The sequence below is a fragment of the Legionella moravica DSM 19234 genome, assembly GCF_000423305.1.
GTDB lineage: Bacteria > Pseudomonadota > Gammaproteobacteria > Legionellales > Legionellaceae > Legionella > Legionella moravica.
This window is the reverse complement of sequence record NZ_AUHS01000019.1, coordinates 52,198-69,209: the sequence shown is the minus strand read 5'-3', so window position 1 is coordinate 69,209 and position 17,012 is coordinate 52,198. Positions and strand designations below refer to the sequence as shown.

The window sequence follows — 17,012 nt, the reverse complement described above, 5'->3', positions numbered from 1 at the left end:
TAATGGATATACGCAAAATCAGAAAACTAATCGAATTGCTGGAAGAAACAGGCATTTCGGAAATTGAAATTAAAGAGGGTGAGGAATCATTAAGACTCAGTCGCCACAGCAGTGTGACCATGGAGTCTCCACAGGTTCACTATGTTGCACCTCCTGTGCAGCAACAGAATGCACCTGCCCAAGCTCCAACAGCCCCATCAGCACATCATCATGAAAGCAAACCAGCAGCACCGGTCTCATCAGGGCATAAGATTCGCTCACCTATGGTAGGAACCATGTACACCTCTCCATCACCAGAAACGCCCCCTTTTGTAACTTTGGGCCAATCCGTCAAAGTCGGTGATACTTTATGTATCGTAGAAGCCATGAAAATGTTCAATGAAATTGAAGCAGATCGAGCAGGTAAAATCGTAGAAATATTAGTGAAAAACGGGGAACCCGTTGAATACGATCAGGCCTTGTTTATCATAGAATAGTGAGAAGTGTCTATGCTCAGTAAAATAGTTATTGCGAATAGAGGTGAAATTGCACTTCGTATATTACGTGCTTGTAAAGAGCTTGGCATTCAAACTGTCGCGGTACATTCAGACGTTGATAAAGATTTGTTGCATGTCCGCCTTGCTGATGAAACCGTTTGTATCGGCCCTGCTCCTGCACAAAAAAGTTATCTGAACATCCCTGCCATAATCTCTGCTGCTGAAATTACTGATGCGGTAGCGATTCATCCGGGATATGGTTTTTTATCTGAAAATGCTGATTTTGCCGATATAGTAGAACAAAGTGGTTTTCGATTTATTGGACCAAGAGGCGATACGATTCGCTTGATGGGCGATAAAGTATCTGCTATTGCCGCCATGAAAAAGGCAGGCGTTCCCTGTGTCCCGGGTTCTGATGGCCCCTTGAGCGATGATGATAATCTCAATCTCGAAATAGGTCGGAACATTGGTTATCCCGTAATTATTAAAGCAGCAGGCGGTGGCGGTGGCCGCGGAATGCGTGTTGTTCACAGCGAGTCTAATTTATTAAATGCCATAGCTCTCACCCGAAGTGAGGCTAAAGCCGCGTTTAACAATCCCATAGTCTATATGGAAAAATTCCTTGAAAATCCAAGGCACGTAGAGTTCCAGGTACTTGGAGACGGTAAAGGACATGCCATTCACTTGGGTGAACGCGATTGCTCCATGCAAAGACGGCACCAAAAGGTTATTGAAGAGGCTCCAGCACCTGGCATTACAGCAGAATTAAGAAAAAAAGTAGGTGACTCGGTTATTAAAGCCTGTAAAGATCTTCAATACCGTGGGGCAGGAACTTTTGAATTCTTATACCAGGACGGTTGTTTTTACTTCATTGAGATGAATACACGTATTCAGGTAGAGCATCCGGTCACTGAAATGATTACCGGAATCGATTTAATCAAGGAACAGATCAAAATCGCCAGTGATATACCGCTTACCCTCAATCAAGAAGACATCAAATTCCGAGGCCATGCTATCGAATGCAGAATAAATGCCGAAGACCCTAAAACCTTTATGCCATCTCCTGGAACCATTAAATTGTTGCATCAGCCTGGGGGCCCTGGAGTACGTTTTGACTCACACATCTACAGCAGCTATACCGTACCCCCTAATTATGATTCCATGATAGGCAAACTTATCAGTTATGGTGAATCGCGAGCAGAGGCTATCGGCAGGATGAGAAATGCTCTTGATGAGATCATCATTGACGGGATAAAAACCAATATTGAATTACATCAGCGTATTCTGCATGACAAATCATTTATAGATGGTGGGACTAATATCCACTATTTAGAAAAAATGCTGAAGGATTAATATGGTGTGGTATCAATTAAAAATAGAACATTGTCCAAGTGAAGAAATCGAACAAATCAGTGAGGAACTGGAAGAAACGGGAGCGTTATCCATTATGCTCACTGATAAAAATGACAATCCTGTGCTAGAACCTGAACCAGGTACTACTCCATTATGGCCTGAAGTGATTATTCAAGCCCTCTATGCTCAGGCAGAGCATGCTCAAGAGGCAAAACACGCCCTGTCCCTAAGTCGCCCTCCCCTGGAGTGCAGTATTGAAGTACTGGCCGACAAAGACTGGGAACGAGCCTGGATGGATGATTTTAAGCCGCAACAATTTGGTCGCCGCTTGTGGATTTGCCCCACCTGGATGACACCACCCGCCCCTGATGCAGTCAATCTAATGCTGGATCCCGGTTTAGCATTTGGAACGGGCACTCATCCAACCACGGCTCTTTGTTTAACCTGGCTGGAGCAAGCAGATCTTCACAACAAATCACTCATCGATTATGGATGTGGTTCTGGCATTCTTTCATTGGCCGCCGTAAAGCTTGGGGCTCAACATGTGGTTGCTGTTGATATAGACAATCAAGCTTTGCAAGCCACGCAAAATAATGCATTGACAAATCACATTACTGAACAACAGCTCTCTATCAGTTTTCCTGAAGCGCTGCAAGATCCTGTCGATTTGATTGTCGCGAACATTCTATTAGCGCCACTAATGTCTCTTAAAGACCGATTTTATCAACTGCTCAACCAAGGAGCTGAGTTGGTGGTATCAGGGATTTTGGCAGAACAAGCCGACTCACTTATAGAATCATATACAGGTTCGTTCATCCACGTCAAAACGAATCATCTGGATGGATGGGCTTTATTAGTTTTTGCGCGCAAGTAATACAGATTCAGTAAGGGTACTTTAAAATGACCAAACAGCAGGTTCTGACAGCATTTCAGCCCAAAAGAGCATTGATCAGTGTTTCTGATAAACAAGGAATCACAGAACTTGCCAAAGTGTTACATCAGCAAAAAATCGAAATAATTGCGACAGGAAATACCGCTGCAGTGGTACGAGAACAAGGCATACCGATTACGGAAGTAAGTGAATGTACCGGGTTTCCTGAAATAATGGATGGCCGGGTAAAAACCCTTCACCCTGCTATTCATGCCGGTTTGCTTGCCCGAGGTGAACAGGATAAAAAGGTTCTGGAACAACTCAATATTAAGCCCATCGATTTGCTGATAGTCAATTTATACCCCTTTGAACAAATCATAAGCCGGCCGGATTGCGATTTTAATAATGCGATTGAACATATTGATATCGGTGGTCCAACCATGGTTCGAGCTGCAGCCAAAAATCATGCTCATACCTATGTAATTGTTTCTCCCGATGACTACGCTGAGCTGATACAGTTCCTGAGGGCAAAAAAAGCTCCAGCACAGTGGGGATTCGCTCTAGCAAAAAAAGCATTTGCTCACACTGCAGCTTACGATGCGGCAATTACAAATTATTTAACGACTTTAGATGAACAGTGTACCCCAAGCGGATTTCCTGACACCCTTACCTGCCAATTTAAAAAAGCAAGTGAACTTCGTTATGGAGAGAATCCCCATCAACAAGCAATATTTTATGCTGATAGAAACGTTACACCCGGATCATTAGGGGCTGCAACTCTGATTCAGGGTAAGCAATTGTCTTATAATAATATTCTCGATGCAGATGCTGCACTTGATTGCGTCAAATCATTTCCAATGGATAAACCGATTTGCGTTATAGTCAAGCATGCTAACCCCTGCGGTATTGCATTGGGTGATTCTTCTTTAAAGGCCTATTTAAGAGCGTTTCAAAGCGACCCGTTGTCAGCTTATGGGGGCATAATCGCTTTTAATCGAGTGCTCGATGCTGAAACAGCCAAAGCCATTATGGATCAACAATTTGTCGAAGTAATTATCGCTCCTGAGGTGAGTAAGGACGCAAAGAACATTCTCTCAACCAAGGAAAATATTCGCCTTCTTGCAACAGGCGACTGGCGGGTAGACAATGAGTTCAGATTGAACATGAAAAAAGTGGATGGAGGTTTGCTTGTTCAGGAACACGATTCAATCTCAATGGTTCAGTGTGAACTTAAAACAGTAACTGCCAATAAAACTACAGAACAACAAATGAACGATTTATTGTTTGCCTGGCTGGCAGCAAAACATGTCAAATCCAACGCCATAGTGTATGCCAAAGACGGAGCGACCATTGGCATTGGTGGAGGACAAACAAGCCGGGTAATGAGTGCACGAATCGGAGTATGGCAAGCACAACAAATGGGCTTTAGTACTCAAGGCAGTGTTATGGCTTCAGATGCATTTATACCTTTTGCAGATACCATTGAGATTGCTGCACAGGCAGGAATTGCCGCGATCATCCAGCCAGGAGGCTCCATCCGAGATGCTCAGATTATTAAATGCGCAGAAGACCACGGTATTGCTATGGTATTTACTGGTACGCGCCATTTTAAACATTAGGATCTGTTGATATTGACTTGTTTCATGACGTGCAAACAGCGATGTACCGCTGCTCGATTTCACGGTCAACGCCATGGAAATTTAAAGTTTAACACCTGTTTGCCCAATTCGTGATGAATAAGCTCTGTTCATTTGATTGATTAAGCCCAACTGCTGCAATATCTGAAAAGTGGGCCACGGCTGTCCCATTAAAAATAGGACGTCATTCCGAGCGTAGCGAGGAATCTCCTGCAAGGTTGCACGATCCCATTACAATGCGGCCATTAAAATCATATCAGTCGAAATGATATAAAAATCCAGGTACATCTTCTGATGACATCATTAAATTCCTTGTAAAAAAAGAGTTTAAAAGGTAATGATAATTAATGCATTAATTCAGATTGTGCCAATTTGCAGGAGATTCCTCGCTACGCTCGGAATGACGTCCTATTTTTAATGGGACAGCCATGAAAAGTGGGCTTGACTAACTTGAACAAATAGCAGTATATAACGTATCATCTTATTTTTAACTGAAGCTTTTGCAATTGCAGCAATGAATTTCTTGTAAAAAGGTCTTCACAAGTAATTGAGAAGATCTTAATGCCTGCAAAAAGAAGGGTATCCAGAGTACCCAAAGCTTTGCTGACATTATTACGTGACTTCGTTATTTAACGAGCAGTATCACAGGAACTCCAATGCATTGCCAAAACTCTTTTGGAGCAAACTCATGACAGCTGAGCATTATCCGGCCTCACTTGTCAGCCGTCTTGCAATTTCGGGACCCACACTTGTTCCGCAGGGATACTATCGCTCCAAGCTTTTTATCGCACCGTTTTCCAGTAATTCCTTAGTTGCAGCTGCAGGACCACTTTTATCCTTACTCGAACGGCTTTGTTTAAGCCCTAGCCTTCCGCCAATAGAGAATATAAGAGAAAATATAGAGCATGAATTACGTGCCTTTCACAGCAAACTCGACGCATCCAAGTACCCACAGGATCTCATCAGCATCGCTCATTATTTATTATCCGCTACAATTGATGAAATTCTGGGTAAAAGTTATTTAAGAATATATAATCAGGCGGCTGAATTTAAATCATTTACCCCCTTAACAAGCGATGGCGCTCAACCACAACAGCGTTTTTTTGAAATTCTGAATTACATCAAAGATCGACCGAATCAATTTCTTGATTTAATCGAATTGGTTTATTTTTGCCTGATTGTCGGATTTGAAGGTGAATATCATTTAAGAGCTGATGGGCGACAAATGTTGGATAACACGATTGAAGATTTGTATCAAATCATTCAACAATACCGGTTCAATAAACCGCATCGGTTATTTAATGAAAATCCCATACCCAAAACCATTAAGAAAAGCTATAAAGCCTCGATGATAACCACTATTATCGCTGTAAGTTTTGTAGCCCTTGCATTATTGACCAGCCACATCGTATTGGAAAATAAAGCGAAGACTCTGTTGTTTGGACACACCCAACTTGCAATGCTGGATGACTAATGGATAATTCTTTACGCGCATTATGTGATGCTATAAAAAAAATACTGGCTCAGTTAAAACCCCAAAGCAATCAACTTTCCTTCATTGTTATCACAGGAAACAACGAACAGGGAAAATCAGCACTCTTAAAACAAAGTGCGATGGAAATAATGCCTGTATTCAGCGAACAGAATGCAAAAATATACTTTAACCAACAGGGTATTATCGTTGAACTGAGTGAAAGTTGGCTCACAAACAGCAAAACACTATTACAAAATACCTTAAAACAGCTCAATCGATGCAACCGCTACCTTAAAATTACAGGATTCATTTTATGCGTTGACGTCAATGATTTATTAATTGCTGAACCCACTGCTTTTACGGAAAAACGTAAATCCCATTTACAGTTATTGGAACGGCTGGGCACAAACCTGGGCTATCAAGTTGAGTTGGCATTCATATTTACTAAAATGGATACATTGGCAGGATTCACTGAATTTTATCAAATGGATCATGCCACTGAATTATCAAAACCCTTAGGCTTTTCTTTGGATTGTATTAATCAGACTCGCAAAAAAATTGAACTGTACTCACAACAATTTAACCAATTAATCGAACAAATCAGTCACCAGGTCATCGCCAAGATGCACCCCGTACGTTCAACAATTAAACGAAGTTTAATTCGTGAGTTCCCGCTTCAGTTATCCAGCTTACGTGCACCAATTCAAGCCTTGATCCAGGGAGTGTCTCCTAAACTGTTCCATCTGCATTCACTTTATTTTACGAGCGCGGAACAAGGCGGCGTCAGTATCGATCGATTAAACAAAAAAATTCAGCACGAATATGCATTGATTGTTCAGGATACCTTCCCGCAAGCAACCAACTTCAGAGCCTATTTTGTTGAAGGAGCATTGAAATCCATCCAGGAACAATGCAGTCAAGCCCCTCAAATCAGAACCGTTTCACAAAAACCAATAATCGCCATAGCCTCAAGTATCGCTGTGATCAGTTTATTGACGTTAAGTTACAATCACTACAAAACGGCTCATTTATTAGATCAAACCAGTAAAGAATTATTGGCTTATGATACTTTAAACAGCCAAGGACACAATGGCCCTCAGGCTTTATACCACTTGACCAAAGCAGCAGACAGCATGGAACGTATTTCCGCAAACTCGGTATCGCTCCCTACAGTCCATCAATTAAAAGTCAATCTGCATAATAATGCGAAGCTCAAACTTGAAGGTGAATTTCTTCCCTCTTTAACGAATGAACTGGAACAAGTCATCACCAACCCCAGCAATACACCTATTACCCGGTATAAGGCATTGAAGATTTATTTGATGCTTGGACAGCCAGAGCATTTTTCTGAATATGAAGTCTATAACTGGTTTAAACAACAATGGCAACAATCGCCAAACGCAAACAAAAATCAGTTAATCTTATTGAAGAATACATTGAGTAAACCTCTGCGTGGTGTACAAACCAAACCTCAAATTATCAGTGATGCAAGAAATTATTTAAACGCGCTGCCTACAAGCTATTTATATTATTCCATAGCGAAAGAATCATTCCCTGAAGCAAAGCAAAAAATTGCCATTGAAGGATTTAATTTATCAACTAATGAGTTACCGGTTTATTTTACAAAAACCGGTTTTACAACAGTGATAAAAGCCATTCCCAACATTAGCAGCAAACTTCAAGCCGAGAATTGGGTTCTTGCCCGTCAGGACTTGGCTCAACTCAATAATTTGTTAATCCAGGCTTATTGTTTTGATTATGTGACCTGGTGGCAAACGTTTATAAAAAGATCTCAGCCATTGCATTATCATGATTATCAACAAGGCCGTAAGATTGTAAAATCCTTACAACAAACTGATGCGATAGGAAAACTGATTACTCTGGTTCAACAGGCCACAAAACCTGATTTGTCGGAGGACGGCACCTCCAATTTCAATCAATTTGTTGCCCATAAATTCACTGACTTGAACTTAACCAGCACGACCAGCATTAAAGAACTCAGCTTAAGAATTAATGAGCTAGAACATTTTATTGCGACATTATCCGTTGTAAACGACGGGGGTAAAACAGCATTTTCATTGACAAAATCACGATTTATAAATGAATACTCTACAGATCCGGTGAGCGCTCTCTTTATGCAATCTCGTCAATTACCTGAACCGCTGAGCTCCTGGGCAAAACAACTGGCTGGTGACACTTGGGTTATACTCATCAAAGACACCAGACAATACATTAATCAACAATGGCAACAAACCGTTTATCGAGAATTTCAAAATACGATAGCCAAACGTTATCCATTTGATTCCAGGCAAAGTGAAGAAATTCAAATACGCGATTTTAATCGTTTCTTTTCAACACATGGCGTATTAAATACATTTTCTGAGCAATATATTAAACCCTTCCTGGATGTATCCAGTGCTGAATGGAAAACTAAATCAGTAAATGATTTTGTAATGCCTATCTCCAGTGACGCAATTGATGAAATCATCCGCGCCAATATTATTACTAATATGTTTTTCCCTGCTCATAGTGATGAAAGTAAAATTGAATTCAGTTTGCAGAAAATCAGTCTGGATCCTGTAGTTGCCAGTTTGAACCTGGAAATCGGCACTACCAAGTTAACTGATACTCAAAACAGCGAATCGTTTATACAATTTACCTGGCCACAAAATAATGCCAAATTAGCTTTAAATTCTATCGAAGGAAATCACTACGAGCTTGCCGAACAAGGTTCTTGGGCAATATTTAAATTATTAGAAAAAGTGAATGTTCTGGTTGATGAACAAGACAGTTCGAGTTTACAAATACTTTTTGAAGTGAACAGTAATTCAGGCCGCTATTTGCTTAAAACAAATAACCAGGTGAATCCTTTCACACCAGGAATTTTAAACGGTTTTACACTGAATGAAGCCATTGTATAAATCACTCAATTGATTTATCTGCTAAGGGAGCACAAGGATGCGTTTACCTATACTGGTGTCGTTATGTATTTTATTAGTTAACCTGAGTGGTTGTGAACAGATTGCTCTGATGGCTACGCCCCCCAAGAAGGCTAAAGATTCCAAAAACAAACTGGCCGTTCAGGCAAAGCACTATTTCTGGACTTCATTACATCATGGGCGTTATCAAAACATTCCCAGAGTTAATTATTTATTAACCGCAGCTTATCTTGAAAATCCCGATGACCCCCAATTAGCAGCCTATTTAGGCTTCACTCATATATGGAACATTACTGAGCGTTTTAGAACTCAGGATCACTCGCCATTAATTACCAATGAGATTGTTTTATCTAAAAAATATTTCCTTGATGCACTTCAACTTGATCCACATAACCCTATTTATCTGGGTTTTTATGGAGATACTCAGCTTATTGAAGGACAGATATATCAGGATAAACAAGAAGAAGTAAGAGGCTACTTTACTTTAAAAAAAGCAATTCAAGCGTGGCCACAATTTAATTATTTTACCGCAGGCTATCCTATGAGTAGTCTTCCTGCCGATTCAGAGCATTATAAAGAAGGATTACAATGGCAATGGAAAACGCTGGATTTATGTTCTAGAACAAAAATTAATAGAAACAATCCGGATTATCATCCTTATATGAATAAAGAACTACATACAGGAAAACAAAGAGCCTGCTGGAATTCAATTATTGCCCCACATAATTTCGAAGGTTTTTTTATGAACATGGGGGATATGCTGGTTAAATCGGGAGATGTAGAAACTGGAATCATTATCTACAAAAACGCGAAATTGTCTAAAACCTACAATCTGTGGCCATATAAAGAAATGTTGGAACAGCGTATTTTAAATGCCCGCAACAATGCAGTTAATTTTAATAAAAAAGCTGCGACAGCAAATAAAAGCATCGTCTTCAATTCGGGATATGGCTGCGTTGTATGTCATCAAAAATAAGAGGAATTACAATCCTGCACATTATAAGTAAGCGGTTTAATGCAACTAATCATCTAAAGAAGAACACACACTATGAATAAAAAAGAACAATACAGTATTATTGCAGGTTTGTATGGTAATACCCTCGAGTGGTATGATTTCATTCTCTACGCCAGTTTTGCCCCGGTTTTTGCCGAAATTTTTTTTCCTTCTGAAATTCATTTTGTTTCTCTACTTGCTACCTTCAGCCTATTTGCTATAGGGTTTATTATGCGCCCTTTTGGAGGCATCCTGATAGGGCAATATGCAGATCATTTTGGTAGACGAAAAGCACTGATCCTCTCTATGTCCATCATGACCCTGTCAACGACCTTAATTGCTTTGGTTCCCGACTATAAATCGCTTGGTATTGCAGCCCCAATAATTTTTTCAATTTTAAGACTTATCCAAGGTCTGGCTGTAGGTGGCGAACTTCCTGGTTCGACGACCTATTTAATTGAGCATATGTTTGCACACAAACGTGGACTTGCAGGAAGTCTGGTTCTCAGCAGCGCTTTTTTCGGTATTTTTTTAGGTGCTCTCATTGCTTCGGTATTCAGCGCTTACTTTACTGGGAATGCTCTACTGCAGGCGGGATGGAGATATACTTATTTGCTGGGTGGAGTCCTGGGAATTTTTGGTATTTATTTACGCCTGAAAAGCAGTGAATCCCCTGCATTTCAAAGCAAATCGCATCACCATAAACACGATGCGCCTATAAAAATTATTTTCTCCCAATACAAAATGCAATTATTTAAAGCGGTAATGCTTACCAGCATATTGGCCATGTCAAATTATTTACTCATCGCTTATGTCACTACATTTTTAGTCAAATATCAGGGATTTCAGTTACACGATGCTTTACTAATTAACTTATTAGCACTTTTGTCGCTTACACTATTTATTCCAATTATGGGTTATTTGTCTGATGTTATTGGTAGAAAACCTGTATATTTAGTTGGGTTAATGGCGCTCTTACTGTATGTCTTTCCATTCTTTTTATTACTGGTCAGTAAAGACTGGTGGCATGTTCTCTACTGTGAACTCCTGTTAGCATTGATACTGGCTCCTATCAATGCAACCGTCCCAACCATGTTAGCCGAGATGTTTCCAACCAGTATTCGAGCCAGTGGTATTTCCACTGGTTATAACATAGGCCAAGCCCTTTTTGGGGGAACAATGCCTTTGATTGCGTTCACATTAATTGAACTCTTTAATAACCAGTTAGCTCCGGCCTGGTACCTGTTTGCTTGGGCAATAATAGTTCTTGGAACAACTTTTTATGTTCTTGAAACCTATAAAAACAATTTGGACTAGCTAGATGCGCTGACAATTGCTCCCCTAACCTACGTTCCGTGCTTTATGCGCAGAATCTAGTAATGGTTGGAGTTTAAGCAGGTGCATTTTAGTGAGCAAATATACTCACATCTCAAGCAAATTCCCGCGACTGTGGCCGCGGGAAGCGGGGTAAATAGATGAAATGGCATCAGACTCTTATTAACCGATTTTTACAGGCAACGATTTAATATTAGGATCTTTTGCATAAGCTTCCAAAATATCAGTTACAAGCTGATCAATAGCTCCGTCACGCTCGTCCTCTTCAATTAAACCGACTTGTTCCTTCATTGTTGCCAATCGTGCTTCCAATTCCTTGGCGATAGAACCATTGGGAAACAATGCAGCAAGCAATCTTCTCGCCTCAGAAGGCCCTAAATGACGGTATAAATGATTTCTAACAGTCGCATCCTCTGCAGTCGTACTGAATGCCCAGAGTTCTACAGGCCCCAGAGTTAAGGTCAGCAATTGAACATTCACTCCTGATTTGGTAGCAAATTGCGCCAGGAATGTAGCTCCTCCTTGACGAGGGCCATGTACTCGGTTGCGTAAAGCTACTTTTGCTGTTTCAGAAAGTCCAAAAATTTCAGTGGTTTTCTCAATAGCTTGGGACGGACCGGCATCCATAATATAAATAGCTGTGGCGAAATCAATCATTACCGGATCAAAGTCATCTACAGACTGTGACAATAAAGCAATCTGAACTTTCCACTTACGCCCTTCCCGCATGTCGATAATGACCTGTTCGCGAACAGCGGCTGATTTAGAGGTACGATGGAATTCATCATAAACAATACGCTTATGATCTTCTCTAATCTCCAGAACTCGTTGCTTATGATATTCCTTATATTGTTCCGGTATGTTATTCAAGCTTTCTTCAGTCAAGTAATAATGTCTCGCCAATACGTACCGTGCCAGCATGTACATCACTGCAGTCTGCCTGTCTGCTGCGTCACCGCCACTCTTGGCTACTTCATCAAGGTCAAGAGATACAACTCGAGCATCACCGATATCAAAACTGCTGACTCGTGACAAAATGGGGTATTCACGTACGGCAGAAGAAATCATTCTTGAGAATGCGTTGATGAGTGATTCACCAGTAGGCGCGGTCACTTTTTCATACAAGTCCTCAATCGACGAAGAGCGGCAAATCGATGCCGCGTCGGCTAGCAAAGGCATGGCATATCGTTGTGCTAACATGGCTTCATGCACAAATCCGGCTGAATACAACGAGTCTGTAACTTCCCACCAGGTAGATTTGGAATCACGTACGAACCCAATTTCCTCTAAAATACTGTCAATGAATTCCTCAACACCAGGAGCATAAGGAGTGGGATTAAATTCATCGGCCATGCTCTTATAGAGCTCATCGACGACCATACCTGCCAAATCAGGCATTCCGTCATAAGGTTTTACCGCGCCTAAGGGTGTGGTGAGCAAGGTAATAAAATTCACTAAAAAGGATCGTTCCAATGCGGTTGGATAACGGCAACCTAACTGAGTATCAAATGGGTTAATAGAATATTCAGGCGTCATTCGCAAGCGATGATAAGCGACCAGATGACGTTTTGAGGCTGGAAGCGCTTCTTTTAATAATGAAATCAAACCACTACTTGACGGTCCAATATCAATAATGGCTATTCGAGGTAATCGAGTTAATCCCCCTGAGAGGCAAAGAGCCAAATTGATGGCATTGGATAATACTGATTTACCTGATCCAGGGCGAGCATAAACCAAATCAATCCAGGTTGTCTGCTCTGTAGAACCCGGTTGGAATGGCCACGGTTTACCATCCGGGGATCGGAACAGTAAAGCGCCAGTCTTCCAGGGAGATGCCGGGCGCGTTATAGGCAGCATGGAGATCACACTTGATAAGGGTGCAACAGTAGGTACTGCTGGGCTATTCATTGTTGTTGCGAGCATTGTAGAAACAAACCCGGCAAAAGGATCACCACAAATCTCTGAAACATCCGTCGAGCCCCAACCCTGTATTGCTTTGACTAACTCCGAACTTCTTCGTCTAAGCAAGGGCAAGTTTCCTTCATGTGCCCAGGTAGTTGCAACAACTCTCAAGCGCACAATCGCTTCATCAGTATTGAGCTGTAGGTATTTTAACAAGTTGACCGAATCACTGATCAGCCGGTTTTGGGCGGAGCTGAAACTTAATATGGCGGACAAAAGACCTTTGAGTTTAATCGTACTTAAGCCTTCACTTTCAATTAAGAAAGCAATTTTCCAGGGAACATGAGAGGGTAGTATCCGCGAAAATAGGGTAATAAAAGGTCTTACATCTTTTGGAAACAAATCAATATAGGTAGACGCATAAATTTTATCACCAACCCTAACCGTTCTTAAATCAAGAACTTCTGCATCTCTGGGAATAACCTGTTTCGCCAGCGAGGGCCACAACAGATCTGAAGGGTCTCCTTCAAAACTGTTTACTTCACGTACAGGCAACTTATCACCAGGTAAAGTAGCGCGCCAATTGTCTGCTGTATAATCAGGATCTGCAGTCATCCGAATTGCATGTACGGCCTCATGAACATCGAGCAATTTGGCAAATACACGTAATGCATCCAGATCATTCATGATAGCTCGTACATAGGCGTCATGAGTATCTCGTAATTCAGGTACTGCGGCAAAAATCGTCTGGGTATTTTTAAATGGAGGTATTTTATTGTCTTTAATAAATTTCGCTTTGGCTTTGAAAGATAGTTTCAACTGATCATTGGAGAGATTAAATGGACGGGTAATCAATACAAAATAAACTCTCTCTTCAGCACAGTATTGCGCTAAATAATCGACACGTTCGTCAAACAAATCTCCTAAGGTCAGATCAAGCCGCTTTGCTGTAGCTTCCGCTGGCTCGTAAATGTCCTGGATGACCTTTTTTATATTTTGCTTGTCATGACTGAAATAGACTTGCAGGGCATGGCCAGGTCTTCCCATTGCGGCCTGAAATGCGTTATTTAAACCAGAGACTAACCGATCAAACTCTTCAGCTCCAGCCAGTGCGGTCACTCCTTCAATCTTTATAATTGAAATTAAAGAACCATCATGATTGACCAGGACAGTTGGACTGTCTGCAGTTTCCAAATCAACATACGACTCAGTCGTCTGCTTCAGAGAAGTGCTTAACCAGGCAAAGAAGGTATCTATACCCTCAAAAAACGATTCTGACCATTTCGCCATCCCTTATCCCCAATTTTTATTTATTTCACGACCATTATGGTTTTATGTCACCAATCTCAGTCGTCTAATTCTTTAATATCTATTCAGCAATTTCTTCTAATGCACTGGCAGCCCATTTTTCTATCTGTTTTCTAAATTTCGCTCTTGAAGGTAATAAGCACACATTTTTCAAAAGCTGACTGCTAATTTCTTGACTTGTTACGCCAGAATCAATCATTAATTGCCCAAATATTGCAGGATCACTTGTTCCCTCACCAAATTTTTCTTCAACAATTTGGGAGCGAAATTTAAAACTTCTGTAGATATTTTGTGCGCTCGATTTGTAGCCCGTGTCATTTGTAATAGCGCAAAATAAAACATGACATAAGCTGTTTAATTCAGACTGACTCAATTCAGGAAGATATATGAGTGTCCCACCGCCATAACCACCAACACCTACAGACTCAATAAAAAAACATTGAGCGCAGAAACAGCATGCAGTTACCAGATTGGATAACCTGTTGTTTGTATAATCATTATCAAGGTTTACAATTTCTTGAAATAAGCGCGCTTGAAATCCACAAAACTGGCAGGTATAACGATCTCTGTTAAATATTTTTTGCTCATACGATTTAAATCGCTCATCAATTTTTCTGGCTGAATACAAACGCCAGGAACCTGGTGTAGCAATTAATTTTAATTCGCAGCGTTCTTGATTACCCGCCATATTCTCGGCTCACATTAAGCTGAATTTAAGAACCAGGGTGCCCTTAACCATTCATAGCATGAACAGTTTCAGTTTTATAGCCTTTAGACACCTTTATGTAACTCTACTTCAAAATCATAAAAACCTATTTGGAAAAAAAACCAAATTGGGTAAAGAACGATACTCTACCCAATTTGTTTCTATATCCTAAACAGGCTTCATACTTACTTAAATACTGTACCAGTAGGACCTGCAGTTTCTCCAGCACTTCCAAACATGGTTTGTCCTGTCACACCGAGAATAGAAGGCAGGAATAATAATGCGGCCGCAATAAATACCAGCGCGATAGGTGTTCCAATTGGAATTTGAGTAGGATTATCTTTATGTTGCTTGAACTTCATAATGGCACCAATAGAAAATCCTAAACCAGCCAAGTAGGAACCTGCTGTAATCAATTTAGCTAAACTGGTGAACGAACCAGTTATAGTTGAAGCCATATTTCCTATTGTTATTGATCCTGCTGCGGCCTCTTGACTAACTAAAGCAATTAGCCCCATGCACACCGCACTCATCAACCAGTACTTATATCCTGATTTATTGACGATTTTACTTTTCACTATTCTCTCCCAATTTTAATTTAGTCTAACCTTACCCGTATAAAGTATTATTAATCATATTAATAGTACCTACAATATTGATTGCTAAAATCCCACCAAATACATGCATTAAGCCTTTTCCAGTACCTCCTGGGGGTTGCCCTTGAGATGCAGAGCGAGCAATTAATACCCATCCTCTGACAAATGCAATTATGCCAACTACCTGTATTAACATAGCTAATGGTCTTCCAACGACGCTACCACTACCAAAAAGTGTGTCAAGCGCCTGATTACTACTATTTACAGGAGCATATTGAAGTACATTTTGATATCCGAAGGTTGATTGCATAAATGTTTTAAATGCAGTTGGAAAATAAATTAAAATCGCTCCAACCATAAGATACATTATTGGTTCTTTGACGCTGGCACTATTGGACATCATAGTTCTAGCCTCACCGTAAACCTTCAAACTATAGATTGCCTTAAATAAAAAAGCACAACCAATAAGGTAAGCACCACCTGTAAGTAATCGTTCTACAGGAGCTAATGAATTTGCAAGATTCGTTAAAATATCAGCTTGGCTTGAGATCCAGCATGAAACTGTGCCGCCAGTACAAGTTGCCATATTCGCCTCAACTATCGTCTTGACTAAACTTAATTACTTGCCCGGAGCTGGTTAACACTCGACCCTGTAGTGAGTCAATTAATTTCACCACTCCATATCCTGCAATGTTTGTCCCTTCTCTAACTGTAATTGTAGAACCATTTGAGCCAATTAGCCATGCGCGACCTGGAATTACTGCCTGAATATTATATTTAATACTCTGAGGCACATAACGAGCAACTGGTTTCACTTTTTTAGGCTGTGAACGAGCAATCAACACACCAATAACTTCTGATTGTTTGGCTAGTTGATTTGATAAAGTCCCCATCACCTGGTTGAGATTGGCAATTTGCGAATTCAAATTATTAATATTATTGTTAATCGCTCCAATCTGGTCACTAAGAGCACTCACCTCTGATCTAAGACTTTGTTGAGATGCTTCAAGAGCAGAAACTTTATTGGTCAATTCTCTTTCCGCTTGTGAGTCAATTTGCTGAACCTGTTGAATTTGCTGAACAGGGGCAGGAGTAATCGTTGTCGTTGGTGCGGGTTGTGTTGTCGCCACTTGTGTTATCGGCGGTACAGCGGCTTTGTTTGCCACAGGTTCTGATGCACCTGAGAAGAACATATAACCAATGAACTTGTACAACACCATAGCAAAAATAACCAAACCTACAGCAATCAAAGCGTTCCGTTTTATATTCTTTTGCTCAGAACGTTGCCCCTTCCCGGAAGACAGGTCGCTGCTTTGACCCAGTTCAGATCCACCCATTGATTCATTTTCAAATGAATCCAGCTCCGCAAATCGATATTCATCATTATCTTGATCATGTTCTGCCATTATTCTTCTGCCATC

Annotated in this window: 13 protein-coding genes; 8 read left to right on the top strand and 5 right to left on the bottom strand. The window is 40.7% G+C overall.

Annotated features, from left to right (window positions below):
* Positions 1-2 precede the first annotated feature (2 nt).
* The 8 genes from accB (at position 3) to G543_RS0105575 (ending at position 11,061) form a co-directional block, all read left to right on the top strand.
* Positions 3-476, top strand: coding sequence for an acetyl-CoA carboxylase biotin carboxyl carrier protein (gene accB / locus G543_RS0105610; protein ID WP_028383668.1), 474 nt, complete (start codon positions 3-5; stop codon positions 474-476).
* A gap of 12 nt (positions 477-488) precedes the next feature.
* Positions 489-1,829 carry an acetyl-CoA carboxylase biotin carboxylase subunit gene (gene accC, locus G543_RS0105605; RefSeq protein WP_028383667.1) on the top strand — a complete coding sequence of 447 codons (1,341 nt, stop codon included), beginning with the start codon at positions 489-491 and terminating at the stop codon, positions 1,827-1,829.
* Between the two features lie 4 nt (positions 1,830-1,833).
* On the top strand, positions 1,834-2,703 hold the full coding sequence (prmA, locus tag G543_RS0105600; protein ID WP_028383666.1) for a 50S ribosomal protein L11 methyltransferase: 870 nt from the start codon (positions 1,834-1,836) through the stop codon (positions 2,701-2,703).
* 26 nt (positions 2,704-2,729) lie between these two features.
* Positions 2,730-4,319, top strand: a complete 1,590-nt coding sequence (gene purH / locus G543_RS0105595) for a bifunctional phosphoribosylaminoimidazolecarboxamide formyltransferase/IMP cyclohydrolase (protein ID WP_028383665.1) — start codon at positions 2,730-2,732, stop codon at positions 4,317-4,319.
* A 706-nt stretch (positions 4,320-5,025) separates the two neighbouring features.
* The gene (gene icmH, locus G543_RS0105590) at positions 5,026-5,811 is read left to right on the top strand and encodes a type IVB secretion system protein IcmH/DotU (RefSeq protein WP_028383664.1); all 786 of its coding nucleotides are present in this window, start codon (positions 5,026-5,028) and stop codon (positions 5,809-5,811) included.
* Complete coding sequence (icmF, locus tag G543_RS0105585) at positions 5,811-8,732, top strand: type IVB secretion system protein IcmF (protein WP_028383663.1); 2,922 nt, start codon at positions 5,811-5,813, stop codon at positions 8,730-8,732. Before icmH ends, icmF begins: the two co-directional genes overlap by 1 nt.
* Positions 8,733-8,769: 37 nt before the next feature.
* On the top strand, positions 8,770-9,726 hold the full coding sequence (locus G543_RS0105580) for a hypothetical protein (RefSeq protein WP_028383662.1): 957 nt from the start codon (positions 8,770-8,772) through the stop codon (positions 9,724-9,726).
* Between the two features lie 72 nt (positions 9,727-9,798).
* The gene (locus tag G543_RS0105575) at positions 9,799-11,061 is read left to right on the top strand and encodes an MFS transporter (RefSeq protein ID WP_028383661.1); all 1,263 of its coding nucleotides are present in this window, start codon (positions 9,799-9,801) and stop codon (positions 11,059-11,061) included.
* 180 nt (positions 11,062-11,241) lie between these two features.
* Here G543_RS0105575 and G543_RS0105570 read toward each other — a convergent pair whose 3' ends face one another.
* The 5 genes from G543_RS0105570 to icmG form a co-directional block, all read right to left on the bottom strand.
* A complete protein-coding gene (locus G543_RS0105570; protein ID WP_028383660.1) occupies positions 11,242-14,271 on the bottom strand; it encodes a type IV secretion protein IcmB in 3,030 nt (1,009 codons plus the stop codon).
* 79 nt (positions 14,272-14,350) lie between these two features.
* Positions 14,351-14,977 carry a type IVB secretion system protein IcmJDotN gene (gene icmJ, locus G543_RS0105565; protein WP_028383659.1) on the bottom strand — a complete coding sequence of 209 codons (627 nt, stop codon included), beginning with the start codon at positions 14,975-14,977 and terminating at the stop codon, positions 14,351-14,353.
* A 203-nt stretch (positions 14,978-15,180) separates the two neighbouring features.
* Positions 15,181-15,528 carry a hypothetical protein gene (locus G543_RS0105560; RefSeq protein ID WP_051190594.1) on the bottom strand — a complete coding sequence of 116 codons (348 nt, stop codon included), beginning with the start codon at positions 15,526-15,528 and terminating at the stop codon, positions 15,181-15,183.
* 76 nt (positions 15,529-15,604) lie between these two features.
* Positions 15,605-16,177, bottom strand: coding sequence for a hypothetical protein (locus G543_RS0105555; protein WP_028383657.1), 573 nt, complete (start codon positions 16,175-16,177; stop codon positions 15,605-15,607).
* A 7-nt stretch (positions 16,178-16,184) separates the two neighbouring features.
* Complete coding sequence (icmG, locus tag G543_RS0105550; protein ID WP_028383656.1) at positions 16,185-17,000, bottom strand: type IVB secretion system protein IcmG/DotF; 816 nt, start codon at positions 16,998-17,000, stop codon at positions 16,185-16,187.
* Between the last annotated feature and the right edge of the window lie 12 nt (positions 17,001-17,012).

What these genes read in the sequence shown, in the direction of transcription:
- G543_RS0105570 (WP_028383660.1), bottom strand. Translation starts at nt 14,271, where the DNA reads ATGGCGAAATGGTCAGAATCGTTTTTTGAGGGTATAGATACCTTCTTT.
- G543_RS0105575 (WP_028383661.1), top strand. Translation starts at nt 9,799, where the DNA reads ATGAATAAAAAAGAACAATACAGTATTATTGCAGGTTTGTATGGTAAT.
- icmH (WP_028383664.1), top strand. Translation starts at nt 5,026, where the DNA reads ATGACAGCTGAGCATTATCCGGCCTCACTTGTCAGCCGTCTTGCAATT.
- accC (WP_028383667.1), top strand. Translation starts at nt 489, where the DNA reads ATGCTCAGTAAAATAGTTATTGCGAATAGAGGTGAAATTGCACTTCGT.
- icmJ (WP_028383659.1), bottom strand. Translation starts at nt 14,977, where the DNA reads ATGGCGGGTAATCAAGAACGCTGCGAATTAAAATTAATTGCTACACCA.
- G543_RS0105560 (WP_051190594.1), bottom strand. Translation starts at nt 15,528, where the DNA reads ATGAGTGCGGTGTGCATGGGGCTAATTGCTTTAGTTAGTCAAGAGGCC.
- accB (WP_028383668.1), top strand. Translation starts at nt 3, where the DNA reads ATGGATATACGCAAAATCAGAAAACTAATCGAATTGCTGGAAGAAACA.
- G543_RS0105555 (WP_028383657.1), bottom strand. Translation starts at nt 16,177, where the DNA reads ATGGCAACTTGTACTGGCGGCACAGTTTCATGCTGGATCTCAAGCCAA.
- purH (WP_028383665.1), top strand. Translation starts at nt 2,730, where the DNA reads ATGACCAAACAGCAGGTTCTGACAGCATTTCAGCCCAAAAGAGCATTG.
- G543_RS0105580 (WP_028383662.1), top strand. Translation starts at nt 8,770, where the DNA reads ATGCGTTTACCTATACTGGTGTCGTTATGTATTTTATTAGTTAACCTG.
- icmF (WP_028383663.1), top strand. Translation starts at nt 5,811, where the DNA reads ATGGATAATTCTTTACGCGCATTATGTGATGCTATAAAAAAAATACTG.